16 protein-coding genes are annotated in these 16,052 nt (G+C 70.5%); 7 read left to right on the top strand and 9 right to left on the bottom strand.

All coding sequences use genetic code 11. The annotated features are described in order from the left end of the window. Positions 1-99 precede the first annotated feature (99 nt). On the top strand, positions 100-681 hold the full coding sequence (locus F8566_RS08045; protein WP_151559296.1) for a TetR/AcrR family transcriptional regulator: 582 nt from the start codon (positions 100-102) through the stop codon (positions 679-681). 18 nt (positions 682-699) lie between these two features. Here the strand turns inward: F8566_RS08045 and F8566_RS08040 are convergent, their stop codons facing one another. After that, complete coding sequence (locus F8566_RS08040; protein WP_151559295.1) at positions 700-1,329, bottom strand: DJ-1/PfpI family protein; 630 nt, start codon at positions 1,327-1,329, stop codon at positions 700-702. A gap of 89 nt (positions 1,330-1,418) precedes the next feature. On the opposite strand from F8566_RS08040, the gene F8566_RS08035 reads away from it, so the two are divergent. Continuing rightward, the gene (locus F8566_RS08035; protein ID WP_151559294.1) at positions 1,419-2,354 is read left to right on the top strand and encodes a GlxA family transcriptional regulator; all 936 of its coding nucleotides are present in this window, start codon (positions 1,419-1,421) and stop codon (positions 2,352-2,354) included. Between the two features lie 12 nt (positions 2,355-2,366). Here F8566_RS08035 and F8566_RS08030 read toward each other — a convergent pair whose 3' ends face one another. Then, on the bottom strand, positions 2,367-3,350 hold the full coding sequence (locus tag F8566_RS08030; protein WP_151559293.1) for a Clp protease N-terminal domain-containing protein: 984 nt from the start codon (positions 3,348-3,350) through the stop codon (positions 2,367-2,369). Beyond that, the gene (locus F8566_RS08025) at positions 3,347-3,577 is read right to left on the bottom strand and encodes a ribbon-helix-helix protein, CopG family (protein WP_225992955.1); all 231 of its coding nucleotides are present in this window, start codon (positions 3,575-3,577) and stop codon (positions 3,347-3,349) included. The genes F8566_RS08030 and F8566_RS08025 overlap by 4 nt, the downstream gene beginning before the upstream one ends. 93 nt (positions 3,578-3,670) lie before the next feature. On the opposite strand from F8566_RS08025, the gene F8566_RS08020 reads away from it, so the two are divergent. From F8566_RS08020 to F8566_RS08010, 3 genes are all read left to right on the top strand, one after another. Further along, positions 3,671-4,021, top strand: coding sequence for an ArsR/SmtB family transcription factor (locus F8566_RS08020; RefSeq protein WP_151559292.1), 351 nt, complete (start codon positions 3,671-3,673; stop codon positions 4,019-4,021). Continuing rightward, on the top strand, positions 4,018-4,653 hold the full coding sequence (locus tag F8566_RS08015) for an SRPBCC family protein (protein WP_151559291.1): 636 nt from the start codon (positions 4,018-4,020) through the stop codon (positions 4,651-4,653). Before F8566_RS08020 ends, F8566_RS08015 begins: the two co-directional genes overlap by 4 nt. A gap of 285 nt (positions 4,654-4,938) precedes the next feature. Then, a complete protein-coding gene (locus F8566_RS08010; RefSeq protein ID WP_151559290.1) occupies positions 4,939-5,856 on the top strand; it encodes a nitroreductase/quinone reductase family protein in 918 nt (305 codons plus the stop codon). 72 nt (positions 5,857-5,928) lie between these two features. Here the strand turns inward: F8566_RS08010 and F8566_RS08005 are convergent, their stop codons facing one another. The 6 genes from F8566_RS08005 to F8566_RS49690 form a co-directional block, all read right to left on the bottom strand. After that, positions 5,929-8,775, bottom strand: a complete 2,847-nt coding sequence (locus F8566_RS08005) for a DUF5682 family protein (protein WP_151559289.1) — start codon at positions 8,773-8,775, stop codon at positions 5,929-5,931. Further along, the gene (locus tag F8566_RS08000; RefSeq protein ID WP_151559288.1) at positions 8,772-9,890 is read right to left on the bottom strand and encodes an ATP-binding protein; all 1,119 of its coding nucleotides are present in this window, start codon (positions 9,888-9,890) and stop codon (positions 8,772-8,774) included. Before F8566_RS08000 ends, F8566_RS08005 begins: the two co-directional genes overlap by 4 nt. Before the next feature lie 80 nt (positions 9,891-9,970). Next, positions 9,971-11,263: a VWA domain-containing protein gene (locus F8566_RS07995; RefSeq protein WP_151559287.1), complete on the bottom strand. Its 1,293-nt coding sequence runs from the start codon at positions 11,261-11,263 to the stop codon at positions 9,971-9,973. Next, the gene (locus F8566_RS07990) at positions 11,260-12,648 is read right to left on the bottom strand and encodes a hypothetical protein (RefSeq protein WP_151559286.1); all 1,389 of its coding nucleotides are present in this window, start codon (positions 12,646-12,648) and stop codon (positions 11,260-11,262) included. Before F8566_RS07990 ends, F8566_RS07995 begins: the two co-directional genes overlap by 4 nt. After that, a complete protein-coding gene (locus F8566_RS07985) occupies positions 12,648-13,142 on the bottom strand; it encodes a hypothetical protein (protein WP_151559285.1) in 495 nt (164 codons plus the stop codon). Before F8566_RS07985 ends, F8566_RS07990 begins: the two co-directional genes overlap by 1 nt. Positions 13,143-13,304: 162 nt before the next feature. Further along, positions 13,305-14,213 carry a DUF6010 family protein gene (locus F8566_RS49690; protein WP_192809569.1) on the bottom strand — a complete coding sequence of 303 codons (909 nt, stop codon included), beginning with the start codon at positions 14,211-14,213 and terminating at the stop codon, positions 13,305-13,307. Positions 14,214-14,316: 103 nt separating this feature from the next. On the opposite strand from F8566_RS49690, the gene F8566_RS07975 reads away from it, so the two are divergent. Next, positions 14,317-15,444, top strand: coding sequence for a sensor histidine kinase (locus tag F8566_RS07975; RefSeq protein WP_225992954.1), 1,128 nt, complete (start codon positions 14,317-14,319; stop codon positions 15,442-15,444). Next, positions 15,441-16,046: a response regulator transcription factor gene (locus F8566_RS07970; protein WP_151559283.1), complete on the top strand. Its 606-nt coding sequence runs from the start codon at positions 15,441-15,443 to the stop codon at positions 16,044-16,046. Before F8566_RS07975 ends, F8566_RS07970 begins: the two co-directional genes overlap by 4 nt. The last annotated feature ends 6 nt before the right edge of the window (positions 16,047-16,052 follow it).

Raw genomic sequence — 16,052 nt, 5'->3', positions numbered from 1 at the left:
TCCGTTGTCGCGCCATCGAGTCGAGCCCAACCTATCGCCGTGACCAGGCGTTTTGTTGGTTCGGCGCGCTGGCTGGCACGACTGTGCTATGAAAAGTCCATGCCGAGAGTCGTGGATCCCGTGGAGCGACGGCGCGAGCTGGCGGAGGCGGTGTGGCGGGTCATCCGCCGCGATGGCCTGGAGCAGGCGTCGGTACGGAACGTGGCGCGCGAGGCGGGCCTGTCGATGGGATCGCTCCGGCACTACTTCGACAGCCAGAGCAACCTGCTCGCGTTCGCGCTCAACATGGTCATCGAACGCATCGAGCAGCGGATCTCGGCTCTGGACCTGCAGGCCGATCCTCGGCTGCGCGCCGAGAGGGTGCTGGCGGAGCTGCTGCCGATGGACGCCGAGCGCCAGGCGGAGAACGAGGTGTGGCTGGCCTTCACCGCACGGGCCCAAGCCGACCCCGAGCTCCGCGCGCTCCGCGACCGCGGTTACGACGTCCTGCACGCCGGTTGCCGCCGGCTCGTCCAGGACCTGCTCGGTGCCGGGGCGTCCACGGACGACGTCGATCTGCAGGCCGAACGCCTGCACGCCCTCGTCGACGGCCTGGCCGTTCACGCCGCCACGCGCCCGGACCGCAACGGTCCCGAGCGCATGGCGGCACTCGTGTCACGCCATCTCGACGATCTCGCCTAGGTCGGGTTGAGACACGTCCTAGCGTTGGAGCGTGTACTGCCGGGCGAATTCGACGATCTCCGCGGGCGCCTTCTCGACCGATCCCGCGTCGAACGGCGGCTGCGGGTCGTACTCGGCGAGGAGCTGGATGAGCATCGCCCGCGCGTCGTCGAACAGGCGCGAGGTCAGCGTCAGGCCCATGTCGAGCCCGGACGACACCCCTGCCGCCGTCATCACCTTGCCGTCGACGACCACCCGTTCGGTGCTGACCACGGCGCCCAGCTCCTCGAGCAGTTCCCGTGCGAGCCAGTGCGTGGTCGCGGGCCGTCCGGCCAGGATGCCCGCCTTGGCCAGCAGGGTCGATCCCGTGCACACCGACGTGGTCCAGGTCGTGTTCGGATGCGCGGAGGCGAGCCACTCCACGAGCGCGTCGTTCTCCTCGAGGACCGCGGTCCATTGGCTGCTGCCCGGCACCACGATGACATCCGGCCGGGGCAGGTCGTCGAACGTGCTGGTCGCGTTGAGCTCCAGCCCGGAGTCGGCCCGCACCGGCCCGCGCCGCGCACCGACGAAGTGCGCATTGACCTCCGGGTGAGGGGCCAGCATGTCGTAGGGCCCCACGAGGTCGAGGGCCGTCAGCTTCTCGTACAGAACAAAGGCAACGTCCATGGCCACCAGCATGTGCCCGCCGCCGACCCGGCATCAATGACACGGATCCCTCGTATCAGGACGTCCGCGTTTCGGGAGAGCATGGCCTCATGCGCGACGTGCTCATCGTCGTTTACGACGGCATCCAGATCCTCGACGCCGCCGGGCCGCTGGAGGTGCTCCACGGCGCGGGCTACCACGTACGCCTGGCCTCACCGGGCGGGAAGGACGTGACAGCGGCCTCGGGTGTGCGCCTCGGCGTGCACTGCGACCTGGACGTCGAGCCGCCCGACACCCTCCTCGTCGCAGGCGGCTGGACCTACCACTCGACTGATCCCGCTCTGGTCGAGGGCATCCGCCGGCTGGCCGCCGGGGCCCGCCGCGTCACCTCGGTCTGCACAGGCGCGTTCCTCCTGGCCTCCGCGGGGCTCCTGGACGGACGCCGCGCCACGACCCACTGGGCGTTCACCTCGGAACTGGCCACCACCCATCCATCGGTCACGGTGGTCCCTGACGCGATCTTCGTACGGGACGATCCGATCGTGACGGCAGCCGGTGTCACCGCCGGCGTGGATCTCGCGCTCGCCCTGGTGGAAGAGGACGAGGGCGCCGGCATGGCCCGCGAGATCGCCAAGTGGCTCGTGGTCTTCCTCCAGCGGCCCGGCGGGCAGTCGCAGTTCAGCGTCCACAACCGGACACCGCCGGTCCAGGACACCGCGCTCCGGCGGCTCCTGGAGCACATCACCGCCAATCCCGGCGCGGATCTCTCCATCGCCGCCATGGCGGACTGGCTCTCCATGAGCCCGCGCCATTTCAGCCGCATGTTCACCAGGCAGGTGGGGTGCAGTCCTGGCCGCTATGTGGAACGAGCCCGCGTCGAAGCGGCGCGGCTCCTCCTGGAGAACGGCGACGATGGCGTCGAAGTGGTGGCCCGCCTGAGCGGCTTCGGCACCCCCGAAACGATGCGCCGCGCGTTCCTCCGCGAGCTGGGCGTCCCACCCAGCGCCTACCGCAGCCGCTTCCGCACCACCGCCAGGCAGGTGTGATCGGACGGATGATCAGGCGCTACGGGAGGTGCCGTTGTCGGGTTCGATGCCGTGCCGGCGCAGGAGGGCGCGCAGCCGGTCCACCTCACCGTGCAGGCGTTCGTTCTCCTCGAAGACCTGCTCCAACTCCGCCAGGATGTATTTGCGGCGGTGGCTGCGGGAGGGCGCATCCTCGGCGCGGACGAGGTCCATCACCGTCCGCATGACCGTGACCCGGTCGGTGCCCACGCGTTCGTGCAGGATTTGCGCCGCGAGCCCCTCTCCCTCGCGGAGGATCGCCAGCAGGATGTGCTCGGTGTCGACATGGTCGGAGCGCAGGCGCCTGGCCTCGCGCCGGGCAAGGTCAAGGACCTTCTTCGAGCGCGGCGTCAGGTGCGGGTCTGTGCCGCTGGCGGTGCCGTAGCCCACGATCCGCTCGATCGCGGTACGGATCTCCTCCGGCGTGAGGCTCAGCCGGTCGAGCGCCTCGCCGCCGATGCCGCCCGCGTCCAGCAGGCCGAGGAGCAGGTGTTCGGTGCCGACGTAGTTGTGGCTCATGGCCGTGGCGGCGGAACGCGCGGCCGCTACGGCGTTATGGGCACGTTCGGTGAAGTGGGCGGGCTTCTTCGACATGTCCGGCCTCTCGTGGGAACGGAGCCGCGCGGCGATCCACGCGGCGACGGCGGCTCGGCCGGTGGTCCCGGCCGCGATCGAGTCGATGAGGTCGCGGGCGTCGGCCGGGCGCAGGTCGAGATCCACACCGCGTTCGCCGAGGAACTGCAGCGTGGCGAGCAGCGCCACCTGCCGGTTGGCCCGGGCGAACGGGCGGTGGCGGACGAGGGCCACCAGCAGCGCGGCGGCCTGCTCCCCGACCGGGAGATCCAGCTCCGCGGTCTCATTCAGGGCGGCCTCGCTCAGGGCGGTCTCGGCGGCTTCAAGGTCGACGAGCGCGAGGGCCTGCGCGGTGTCGAGGCCCAGCAGCCGGGCCGCGATGGCGACGAGGTCGGCGGGTGTCATTCCGAGTCCCGCAACATGCGCAGCGACGCTTCGTGGCGGGCGAGGTTCTCTTCGAGCAGCGCCTGGAAACGTTTGTCGGCACGCCGCTGGTCGACCAGTGCGGCCACCGCCTCGCGTGCCACGTCCGACACCGTCCGGCCCTCGACCTCGGCGACCAGCCGCAGCCGTTCGGCGAGCTCGGGATCGAGCCGCAGCACCATGTTCTTGGTAGCTTGTCCTTTAGACATCGTGATATCACGATAGCTCCCAATGGCCGCCGGCACAACGGCCAATCTCTATCGGCGTTGACTTATATAAGTGGCGGCAAATATTCTCTCCTCGTGCATGCCTTTGACGTCCTCGGTGATCCGGTGCGCCGCCGGATCCTTGAACTGCTCGCGAACGGGGAGATGACCTCCGGGGCGGTCTGCGCCGTCGTCCAGGAGGAGTTCGGGATCTCCCAGCCCGCCGTGTCACAACACCTCAAGGTGTTGCGAGACAACGGCTTCGCGACGGTCCGCCCGGAGGGCACCAGACGGCTGTACGCGGTGAATCCCGCGCCCCTGCGGGACGTGGACGAGTGGCTGGACCGCTTCCGCCGTTTCTGGACACCGCATCTGGACGCGCTCGGCACCGAGCTCGCCCGGGGCAAGCGTGAGCGCCGGCTCAAAGAGCAGAGGAGCGATCAATGATCGACGTGAACCACCAGATCAACGCCGTGCGGCGCCGGGTCGGCAGCCGCGTGCTGGAGGCGGGCGAGGCCCGCACCATCACCATCAGCCAGAGCTACGATGCCGAGCTCGACGACGTCTGGGACGCCTGCACGAACGCCGAGCGCATCCCGCGCTGGTTCATGCCCGTGTCCGGTGATCTGCGGCTGGGCGGCCGATTCCAGCTCGAGGGGAACGCCGGGGGCACGGTCGAGCGCTGCGATCCGCCGAAGAGCTTCGCCGCGACCTGGGAGTACGGCGGTGAGATCAGCTGGATCGAGGTGCGGCTGACGCCCGAGTCCGACGGCCGTACGCGGTTCGAGCTCGAGCACATCGCCCATGTCGACGACGAGCGCTGGGCCGAGTTCGGCCCGGGCGCGGTCGGCATCGGCTGGGACATGGGTCTCGTGGGGCTCGCCCTCCACCTCTCGGGTGCGCCCGACGTGACGGAGGAGGGCGCCGCCTGGGCCATGTCGGAGGAGGGCAAGACCTTCGTGACCCTCAGCAGCGAGAGCTGGAAGGACGCGAGCATCGAGGCCGGGACCGACGCGGCCGAGGCGAAGGCCGCCGGCGACCGGTGCACCGCGGCCTACACCGCGACCCCCGAAGAGTGATCAGCCGAGAGGGGGCCGCCCGCCGGATCTGTGATCACTCGCACCTTGACCCGGGGGTCCGGGCGGGTTCTAATGACCTCCGTGCTGCGAGAGATATGACGCTGACCGGGAGGCGGCGCTCAGGCGGGCGGCACACCTTCACAGCCTGCGCATGACGACCACTGATTCCGTGCGATGGCTTCCTGATTCACCCTGACCCTTCGCGGGGCGTTCAGCCCTGGTTTCTAACGGCCGTGCCACGTGGCCGTTCACAGATGACCCCGAACAAAGGAGAACCGCCAGAACATGACCAATGACTTCAACCGGCAGATCATCGAGGAGTTCCGCGCCAACGGCGGACGCGTCGGCGGCCCGTTCGAGGGCGCGGTGCTGGCGTTGCTGACCACCACCGGGGCCCGTACCGGCAGGTCCCGTACCAGCCCGGTCGGCTTCGTCCGCGACGGTGACCGGCTGCTGGTCGTCGCGTCCGCCGCAGGGGCGCCGGCGCATCCGGCCTGGTACCACAACCTGGTGGCCAACCCCCGGGTCACCGTGGAGATCGGGGACGGCACGCGCGTCGAGTCGGCCACGATGATCGCCGTGCCCGCCCGGGGCGAGGCGCGTGACCGGCTCTTCGCGCAGGTGGTCGAGGCCGCGCCGGGTTTCGCCGACTACCAGGCCGGTACGTCCCGGGTGCTGCCCGTGGTCGTCCTGCATCCGACCGACGCGGCCGAGGAGGCCCGGCTGCGCGCGGTCGGGGACGAGCTGGTGAAGCTGCACGGGTGGTTCCGTGAGGAGCTCGCCGCCATCCGCGCCGAGGTGGCCGACCACCTCGACGGGTGTGCCGCCACCGCCACAATGCCCGTACCCACGCTGGAGTCGGCGTTGCGCACGCGCTGCATCGAGTTCTGCGACGGGCTGGAGCGGCACCACACCGGCGAGGATCTCGTGGTGTTCCCCCATCTCCAGGGGCTTTTCCCGGAGCTGGGCCCCGCGCTGGCAAAGCTGCGCGACGAACACCATGTGGTCGCGCAGATCCGCGCCGAACTGCGCGCCCTCCTCGACGGGCTCGGCTCGCTCGACGAGGCGGACGCCGGGCAGGTCGTGGCGGACTTGGACCGGCTCGGTGAACGCCTTGTGGCGCACCTCGACCATGAGGAGGCCCAGCTCGTCCCCGTGCTCAACGCGCTGGGCGACGCCCCGTGGCCGGATGTCACCGGCTGACAGCCGGACGGCCACCCCGCCGGCGGCATGCCCGTCGCCTGCGGGGTGGCCCTCGCCGTGCTCCGGCCTCGGTCACAGACGCAGGACTGCCGTGAGCGCCCGGGCGGTCTCGGGGTGATCGGTCATGAGGGCGGTCACCTCGCGCATCCCGGGCCCGCCGGTGGGCTCGACGGCCGGCCGCCACTCCGCCTCGTACCCGAAGAGGCCGGCCACGGCGTCACAGGCGGCCGGGTGGCTCGCGAGGAGATCCGTGGCCGGGCCGGCGACCTGGATGGACGCCGGTGACGAGGGCGGCCGGGGCTTGGACGTCCACGGCGGCACCCAGGAGTCGACGGCGGCGAGGGTGGCCGGGAAGGTGCGGCCCGCCTCCCGGACGAGCACGGGCACCAGCTCGTGCGCCTGATCGCGCAGCGTCGTGATCAGCTTGGGCAGCCACGGAAGGAGAACGGTGTCCGGCAGGCGCGCGAAGGCCTTTGACAACACCTCGACCATGAACGGCGCCAGGGCCGGGGCGGGCTCGAGCGCCTGCACGAACCCGCTCATGTACTGCGGGAACGACGGCACGACGAGCGGATTGCCGAGGAGCTCGTCGCACTTGGACCGGAGTTCGGACATCGGCATCAGGCCGAGCTGCGACTTGGCCGCCCACAACAGCGCGACCTTGGCGGGCGCCTCGGGATGTGACTGCTGAACGGCGAGTTCGAGCTGGGCGTGGTCACAGCCGAAGGAGAGCGCGAGGCTCTCCATGCCGAACAGGAATCCGAGCATCGCCGCCACCTGGCGAACGCCGGTCTCCTCGTCCACGAAGGCGGTCGGCAGCAGCGTGCAGTAGTGCGCGTAACCGGCCGTGACGAACGACTGGCACCACTCCGGCAGCTCCGGCTCGGTGGCGCGGTAGTGGGTCAGCAGCCGCCGGATGCGGCGCAGAACCTCGGGTGCGTCGTCCACGGTGCGTTCGGCGGCGAGCAACTCGACGGCCCGCGTGCCGAGCTCGTCGGTGAACCGCCGGCTCCCCAGATAGAGGATGGAATCCTCCACGGCCGCCAGCGCCTGTGCGGCAGTGGCCTTGGGCGCCCACACGGCACGGCGGAGGCGCCTCTCCAGCACCTGCTCAAGGGTGACGCCCTCATAGCCGAGCTCGACGATCGACCGCTGGTGACGGCCGATCGCCAGATCCCAGCTCTCCTGGATCGAGCGTTCGCCCAGCCTGCGCGAACCCATGATGGGGCGCACGGCATCACTCGGCAGCAGGCGGCGCAGGACCCAGAGCAGATCCGAGCACGGCACCAGCTCGGGGCGCGCGTCGAGATCGAGCAGGGCACGCTGGATCGTCCGCTTCTCCAGGTCGAGCCCGAGCGGCTTCAGCCGGTCGAGCACATCGCGGGCGAGCGGTGGCAACGCGTCGTACCCGACCTCGCCCACCCGGTCGCCGCCGAGCAGGATCTCGCACAGCCGCCGCACGTCGCAGCGGCCCGGCACGGCGTCCTTCTCGATGCAGGTGATCGCCGCGTCCTGGAAGTCGTACGGCGTCGGGCGGGCACGGCCACGCATGCCCGCGAGCAGGATGGACGTCTCGAACACCGCGATCGCGTCGGCGGTGCTGGCCAAGTAGCCGTTGCGCCGGGCCAGGCGGACGATGTCGACGCACCACCCGAGCAGCTCGGCCTCGTCGAGCGCGTCCAGCGCGGGCGGGCGCGCCAGGAAACCCGACAGCCGGTCGGCGACCGGCTCCCGGGGCGCGGGGGTGCCGAGCTCGCGCTTGCGGCGCGACCGCTTGCGCGTGCCCTTCTGGCCGTCGAGCTGGAACGGGGTGAGGCCACCGCGGGTCACGGCCTTGGTCCAGGTGGCGGCGGCGATCGACACCGACCCGGAGGCCAGGCCGAACTGTGCCTCGATGGCGGAGTGGCTGGACGGGATGAGCCCGTACTGCCAGCGCGTCGCCGTCCGCGGGCTGATCTCGAACTCGGTCACCTCCGCCCGCAGCCCGAACTGCTCGACGCGGCTGGCCGCGTGGAAGGCACCGCAGATGTAGAGGCACTGCTCCGGATCGGCGCCGGACGTGGCCAGGTGCTCGCGCATCCGGGTCCACATGTAGCGCTCGCGGTCCTCGTCGCGGGCACGGGTCCGGTCGCCCGCGTCGGGGCGCAGGCGGCGGAAGAGGCTGCCGATCAAGACCATGACCTGGCGGTACGTGGCGTAGTCGGCATCGGCCAGGGGCTGCTCGACGTACTGGTCCCACCACTCCGACCAGTGCCGGACCTTGCCGTGGTGGAGCAGGTACGCCTCCAGCTCGGCGAAGCCCGGCCGCAGGTCACCGATCTCGATGCCGACGGCGTCACCGTGCAGCGCGGCCTCCTCGCCCTCTTCGGGCGCGGCCGCCTCGGGCTCGACCTTCTCGGGCTCGACGTTCTCCGGCTCGGGCTCGACGTTCTCCGGCTCGGGCTGGTCGCGCGGCTCCCACTGGAAGACGTGGTCGGTCGAACGGTCGACCAGCACCAGCTCGACGCCGGGGGTGTCGAGCGCGTACGCGATGGCCTGGTATTCGGCCGACGCTTCGGTGATGGGCGCCACCACGCTCAGCGGTGCCCACTCGGCAGGGAAGCCGTCGATCTCGCTGGCGAACGCCTGCAGCGCGACCGGGAGCCGGCAGTTGCGCAGCTCGTCGAGCAGCGGCCGCAGATCCTCGCACAGCTCCATGTAGATGACCTTGGGCTGCTTCTCGCGCAGGCGCCGCACCATGGCCAGCGCCGACGCCGGCGAGTGATGGCAGACCGGGAAGATCTCAAGTTCCTCGCGCAGCGCCCGATCGACGTCGTCGACCAGGCCCGACAGAAGGTCGGGCACGGCGCCGGGGCCACCGGCGAACGCCTGGGCGGCGTCGAGCAGTTGTGCGCGCAGGGCGCCGAAGGGTTCGCTCATGAGAGCTTGGCGATCGCCTCGCGGCCGCCGTCCAGGAACTCGGTCCAGGGTCCGTCCTCGTCCTTCTTGCTCCGCGGCTCGATCACGCCGTGCCAGAACTTGTTGAGGATGGCCAGGTCTTCGGGGGTGCGCCGGGCGAGCGAACCGACCAGCGAACCCGCGAGCGTCCCCGCCCGCAGCGTGCGGTCTCCGAAGAACTGGCTGTGCAGGATGGCGTCTTCAAGGACGCCGATCTGCTCGGCGGTGGACAGCGCCGACTCCAGCCGTTCGTCGTCGCTGGTGGCCGACGCCGCGGCGGCCCGCAGGTCGGCGAAGCTCTGCAGCAGGATGTCCAGGAGGGTGGGCGGCAGCTCCAGCTCCATCTGATGCCGTTTCAGCAGCTCCGTGGTGCGGAAGCGGACGATCTCCGCCTCGCTGCGCTTGTTGGTCACCACCGGGATGCGGACGAAGTTGAACCGGCGCTTGAGCGCCGACGAGAGATCGTTGACGCCGCGGTCCCTGCTGTTGGCGGTGGCGATGATGGAGAAGCCGGGCTGGGCGAAGACGATGTTGTCGTCGTCGAGCTCGGGGATCGACACGTACTTCTCCGAGAGGATCGAGATCAGCGCGTCCTGCACGTCGCTGGTCGACCGGGTCAGCTCCTCGAAGCGGCCGATGACGCCCCGCTCCATCGCGGTCATGATCGGTGAGGGGATCATCGACTCGCGGGACTGGCCCTTGGCGATCACCATCGAGACGTTCCACGAGTACTTGATGTGGTCCTCAGTGGTGCCCGCCGTCCCCTGCACGACCAGCGTGGAGTTGCGGCTGATGGCGGCGGAGAGCAGCTCGGCCAGCCAGCTCTTGCCGGTGCCGGGGTCGCCGATCAGCAGCAGCCCGCGGTCGGACGCCAGCGTGACGATGCTGCGCTCGACGAAGCTCCGGTCACCGAACCACTTCTGCGGGATCTCGCGGTCGAGCCCGTCGGAGGGCTCGGAGCCGAGGATGAACAGCCGGACCATCCGCGGGCTCAGCCGCCACGAGAACGGCTTGGGCGCGTCGTCGACGGACTCCAGCCAGTCGAGCTCCTCGGCGTACTTGACCTCGGCCGGGGCGCGCAGCATCTCGTCGGTCATTCTCCGGGTCTCCAATGCGTCCTGTGTGGCCCGCGAGGGCCTGTGAGTGTGAGAAGGGCCGGCCGTCCGTGCCGGACGAGCTAGCCGATGAAGTTCTTGAGCTCGAAGACGAGCTTGCGGATGTGGCCTGAGATCACGGGTGTGCCCAGGTCCTTGAGCTTCTGCCGGAACCACGGGTCGACGCTCTGGTGCCCCGAGCTGTTGACCGAGCCGACCGGGATGAACTTCACGCCCGACCGGTGCACCGCCTCGATGCCGTCGAACAGCGGTTGCGAGCGGTCGAACTCGTAGAAGTCGGAGATCCACACCATCACCGTGTTGGCCGGATCGGTGATCTTGGGCCGGGCCATCGCCATCGCGACCGGGCCGTCGTTGCCGCCGCCGAGCTTGGTGCGGAGCAGCACCTCGAACGGGTCGTGCACCCAGGGCGTCAGGTCGAGCGCACGAGTGTCGAATGCGATGAGGTGCACGTCCACCTTGGGCAGGCCGGCGAAGATCGACGCCAGGATGGTGCAATTGACCATCGAGTCGACCATCGAGCCCGACTGGTCGACGACCACGATCATCTTGGCCGGTGTGGTCCGCTTGGCGGTGTGCCGGTAGAACAGCCGGTCGACGTACAGCCGCTCGTCCTCGGGGCTCCAGTTGGTGAGGTTCTTCCAGATCGTGCGTTCGAGGTCGAGATTGCGGAACACCCGCTTCGGCGGCACCGACCGGTCGATGGTGCCCGCGCTGGTCTGCTGGACCTGCGTGCGGAGCACCTCGGCGACCTCGTCGACGTACCTGCGGATGAGCGACTTGGCGTTGGCGAGCGCGACGCCGGACAGGTTGGACTTGTCGCGCAGCAACTGCTCGATGAGCGACATGCTCGGGGTGAGCCGCGCGGCGAGCTTGGGGTCGGCCAGCACCTCGCGCAGCTTCATGCGCTTGACGAGGTCGCCTTCCATGCCGGACAGGACGCCCGACATCTCGCTCGCGCCCTCCTCGCCGAGCGCCTGCTTGAGCCAGCCCGCGTCCTGCTGCCATCCGGCCAGCTGCCCGGCGGTCACGCTGCCCGAGCCGGTCGAGAAGACGTTGAGCAGCAGCTTGGAGACGAGGGCGGCCCTGCGAACCTGATCCTCGGAACCTGCGTCCACGTCCTTGGGCGCCATCAGCCCCTGCAACTCGGGGCCCAGGGCGGGGAAGCGCTGGACGATGTTGTCGACGGAGACACCAGGGTCGAGCAGCGCCGGAGGCAGGCCGAGGTCGTCGACGATCGCCACGCTGGCCGCCTCAAGCGAAGGCTGCTCGTCGCCGTCGAAGAGCCGGGCCAGGAGCCGCCAGTAGAGCACCTGCCGCCGGTTGGCGTCGGAATCCACGATGGAGTCGTTCATTCCCGCAGCAACCGTCCCGCCCGCTCGCGCAGCACGGCGACCGCGTCACCGGCCTTGGCCTCGGCCTTCACGACCTTGGGATCGGTCGGGCCCTGGGCCCAGTCGCCGGTGTGCGCCTCGACCGGCTTGCGCTTGACCGTGGCCTGCACGGCGAGCGGCTGGACCCGCCAGCCGCCGGCGTCCCAGCGCACCAGACCGATGCAGGCAGAGGAGGCGGCCACCAGCTCGGGCGTCAACGGACCGGATGCCGGTAGCCGATCGAGGTCGACCCTGATGGAGTGCCCGTCCAGCGTCCAGCGGTCGCCGTCGGTCTCGTAATCCTCCAGAAGGACCGGCTCGGAGATGCGGATCGGATGGCGTTCGAGCGGGGGTACGGCCGGCGCGTTGGCGTTCGCGAGCTGGAGCCGCGCGGTGGCGAACGGATCGGCCGGGGCGCCCACGGTCGCCTTGTCGTCCTGCCAGGCCAGGTCGCCGCTGCTCGACAGGGGCATGTCCGCGAGATCGAGGCTCCGGCGCTCGGCGAGTGCGGTGAGCAGCACGGGATGTCCGGCCAGCAGCCGCCAGACGGCCGGGCCCACGATCGTGTCGACCTTCGCCGCCGCGACACTGGCGCGGACGAGGCGCGTCGGCGCGCCGCCTGCGGGCTCCAGGACGCCATGAACCTGGACCTGGACGGCGGTGCCGTGCTCGTGCACGTCCGCCCCGAGAACGAGCAGCCGTCCGGTCACCGGTTCGACGGAGGCGGCAGGCCGCGCGCCCGGCTGTGACAGCAGCACGGCTCGCGTCCACAGGTCGGCCCATCGCCGGACGGGCAGCCGTGCCATGGTCGCGATCGGGCAGGACGCCCGGAGCTCCGCCGCGAGCCCGTCGAGGAGCACCGCGAGGCGCCGCAGGCGGGGCTCGGCGAGTAGTGCCTCCAGCGTCTGGCCGGACGAGGAGACGAGATCGTGGTCGACGCCGCGCCATCCGGTGATGCCGAGCTCATGGAGCCAGGATCGTGAGCCACTGAGGAGGTTGTCCGCAGGCGCCGCTGTGGACGCACTCTCCTCCCATGCGGCCCGGGTACGTCCGAGCGCGGTGTCGAGCCGGTCGAGCAGCGCGTCGTGCACGGCCCCGAGAAGGGCGGTGCGCGCCCCGGCCAGGGCGGTGAGGTGCTCTTCACCGATGGAACCCGCAGCGACCTTGTCCGCGGCCTCGCTCACGGCGGGCCCGAGCGGGCTCGCCGCCACGGCGCCGGCCAGCGCGGTCAGTGCGGCGGCACGCTCCTCGCCCAGCCGGGCGAACCCGTGCACGAGGGCGTCATCGAATCCCGCAACCAGATCAAGTGCCTCCGCGACGCCCGGCCGGTCGCCGTCGTGGAGTTGGGCCAGCTGTACGCCGAGCATCAGATGACCGCCCTCGTGGCCGGGAACCAGTGCATCTCTGCCACGGGCTCCGTCGTGACGGGCAACTCCAGGTAGGCCAGGTGACGCAGGAACCTGCTGAAGACCACCGCCGCTGGAGCGGACTCGCGCGTCCCCTCCAGCCCCTCCATCAGATGGTCGTCCTCACCGACCTCGATCTGCAGGTAGCGGGCCACTCGCTCTCGTCCGTACTGCAGCACCGCCTCGTCCACCAGCGATCGGAGGTGCTTGCACGGTGAGGAGCCGCCCAGACCGCCGCAGGGCCGATTGTTGTTGGTGCTGCAGTTGAAACCGTGTGTCCCGGCGGTGATCGACGAGACGTACACGCGGGCGATGTCCGACCCGCTCGACACGACTCCCTGCAACCGGCCGTCCGCCATCTCGACGAAGGGCACCTTCGCCAGCTTGCGGGGCTGGACGGGTGGCACCACCCGTACGCCGCTGCCCCGTTCCCACGCGTCTTCGTCCGCGTTCACGATCCTCCTCCGCCCGGTGCCCGCACGAACCCGCCGACCGCGTTCGACGACGCGGTCGGCAACCTATCCGGAGGCGGCCCCGGCGGATGCCGGAACCGGTTCGCTCACCGTCAGGACGATCCTTTCGAACGCCTCCGACAAAACCGGTCCTGTCGGCTGGGGTCACCAGGCGACCGCGAGGAGGATCGTCGCGCCGATGGCCACGTCGAAGACCGTGCACCACTCGGCGTAGCCGCGCGGGACGACCTTGCCGGTCCGGTGGTGAACGACGTCCCAGACCGCGTGGAGCAGCCACCCGGCCGCCACCAGATAGGGCGTGAGGTCCGGGTCCACCGACATCGCCGCCGCTGCCAGGGCGAGGTAGCCCAGGAGGCCGCCCAGCTGGATCGCCACGTCGCGGGAACCGGTCAGCGTCCGGCGTACGGCGCCGATCAGCAGGTACGCGCCCGGGAGTACGAGCAGCGTCCACGCGGGCGGGACCGCGGGCTGTACCCAGAGATCGATGGTCATCAGGAGCGCCAACCCCGTCGGCCAGCGGTGCTTGAGCTCCGCCATGACGCGGCGTCCCCTGGAGGCCGGGGTTGTCTCGGGTGCCGCCGTCGCGACTGCTTTCGCCCGTCCGTGGTCATGCTCGTGGTGGGAGCCCGCGTACTCCGTACGGCGGCGCAGCATCACCAGGAGCATTGCCCCCATCATCAGCATGTGCCCCCACATCATGAAGTCGGAGGCGGAGAGCGCGCCGGTCCAGAGGGCCGGGAAGAGCACGAGGAACGGCACGTACATCGCGGCGCTCATCTCCGCGATGCCAGGCCACGCGTGACCGCGGACCCGCATCCAGATCGCCATGCCGAGGCTCATGTTCGTGGCCATCACGAGGGAGTCCACGTCGGGCCGGGTGAGGAAGCCCGGTTCGCCCAGGAGCACCGAGCCGGTGGTCCAGACGCCGGCGAAGAGCATCTCACCGACGACCATTGCGATGACCATCTCGACGTAGTGCCCGATGAAGCGAAGTGCGCTAGAGGAGGTCTTCTGCCGTGTCTTTTGCCGTGTCTTCTGAGTAATGGTTGTCATGGCTTCAGAATCCGGCGGGCGCGGTGCAAGCCACAGATGCGGATTGTCATCGGTCGCCCGTGCGGATCACATGACGTGGCCGGGCGTTCATACAATCGCCGATGTGCCCGACCCCCGGATGCGCAGGGCCAGGATGGCGACGTTGGCCATGCTGGGCATGGGCGTGGCCACCACTTTGATCATGCCCGCCCTCGGCGCCTTGAGCGAGCCCAGCGCCGTGCGCATCGTCGCCGGGCTGGCGTCCATCGTCGCCTTCACGGCCGCACAGGCGTGCGTGCTCTACTCAGCGGTCACGCCGTCACTGTCAAGGTCCTTGCATCGTCGCTTCGCTGTGGCCTTCGCAGCCACCGCGTTGCTGACCGTTCCGCTGGCCGGGCCGCTCGGCGAGGGGTGGGAGACGTGGGCCTGGATCGGCGCCGCCGTCATCGCCACCGCACCTCTGCTCGCCGGCCGTCGGCTGGCGGCGCCGGTCATGGTCGCGGCGCTCGCGACCGTGGCGGGGGTGGCGTGGTGGACCGGCGGGGAGGTCGTCGACCAGGTCGTGCTGGCCGTGAGCGTCGGCCTGACACTGATCTTTGGTGCGGGGCTGCACGTGTGGTTGTGGAATCTCCTGCTGGAGGCCGAGGCGGGGCGCGCGGCGCAGGCGAAGCTGGCGGCCGCCGAGGAACGGCTCCGCTTCGCGCGGGACGTCCATGACCTCCTCGGCCATGACCTGTCGGTGCTGGCGCTGAAAGCCGAGCTGGCCGAGCGCCTCGGCCCGGTCTCGCCCGAGCGTGCCACCGCGGAGGTCGCCGAGCTGCGCCGCCTCGCGGTGTCGGCACTCGACGATCTACGGCGGACGGTGCACGGTTACCGCACGGTCGACCTGCGCGCCCAGCTCGACGCGACCCGGCAGGTCTTCGAGTCGTCCGGCGTTCGCTGTACGGTCACACATCCGGCGGAGGAACTGCCGCCCGACGTCGCCGCGCGGCTCGTCCCGTTGTTGCGGGAGGCGAGCACGAACGTGCTCCGGCACAGCCGGGCGGGCTGGTGCGACATCGAGATCGTTCAGCGGGAGGGCGAGGTGCGGGTGACCGTGACGAACGACGGGGCCGGGACGCCCGAGCCGGACCGGCACAGCTCGGGGCTGCCGGGGCTGGCCGAACGGATGGCCGAGGGCGGCGGCAGCCTGTCCACGGAGGCCGTGGACGGCCGGTTCACGCTGCGGGCCGTCCTGCCGGTGCAAGCATGATCAAGGTGTTGCTCGCCGACGACGAGGAGCTGATCCGGACCGCGCTGGCCGCGCTCCTCGGGCTCGAACCCGACCTGGAGGTGGTCGCCCAGGCGGGCGACGGCCGGGCGGCGGTGGAGCTGGCGTTGTCCCACCACCCGGACGTCGCGGTCGTCGATCTGGACATGCCCGGGCTCACCGGTCTGGAGGTGAGCACGGAGCTGGCGAGCGCCCTGCCGTCGTGCGCGGTGGTCATTCTCACCGGGCACCGCAAGGCCCCGCTGCTCAAGCGGGCGCTCGACGCAGGGGCCAAGGGTTTCCTCCCGAAGGGGTCCCCGGGCGGGGCGCTTGCCGACGTGATCCGGCGGGTGCACGCAGGCGGCCGTTATGTCGACCCGGCGCTGGCGGCCGACGCGCTGACCGCTCCGGAATGCCCGCTCACCGATCGGGAGCTGGAAGTGCTCCGCCTGGCGGAGTACGACACCCCCGTCGCGGTGATCGCCAAGCGGACCCACCTGTCGAGTGGCACGGTGCGCAACTACCTGGCCAGTGCCGTCGCCAAGCTCCACGTGGGCACGAGAGGTGAGGCCTACCGCCTGGCCAAGGACAACGGCTGGCTCTGACGGGCC

This window comes from Actinomadura rudentiformis, assembly GCF_008923185.1.
In the GTDB taxonomy this organism is placed as follows: Bacteria; Actinomycetota; Actinomycetes; order Streptosporangiales; family Streptosporangiaceae; genus Spirillospora; species Spirillospora rudentiformis.
This window is presented reverse-complemented; position numbering and strand designations above follow the sequence as displayed.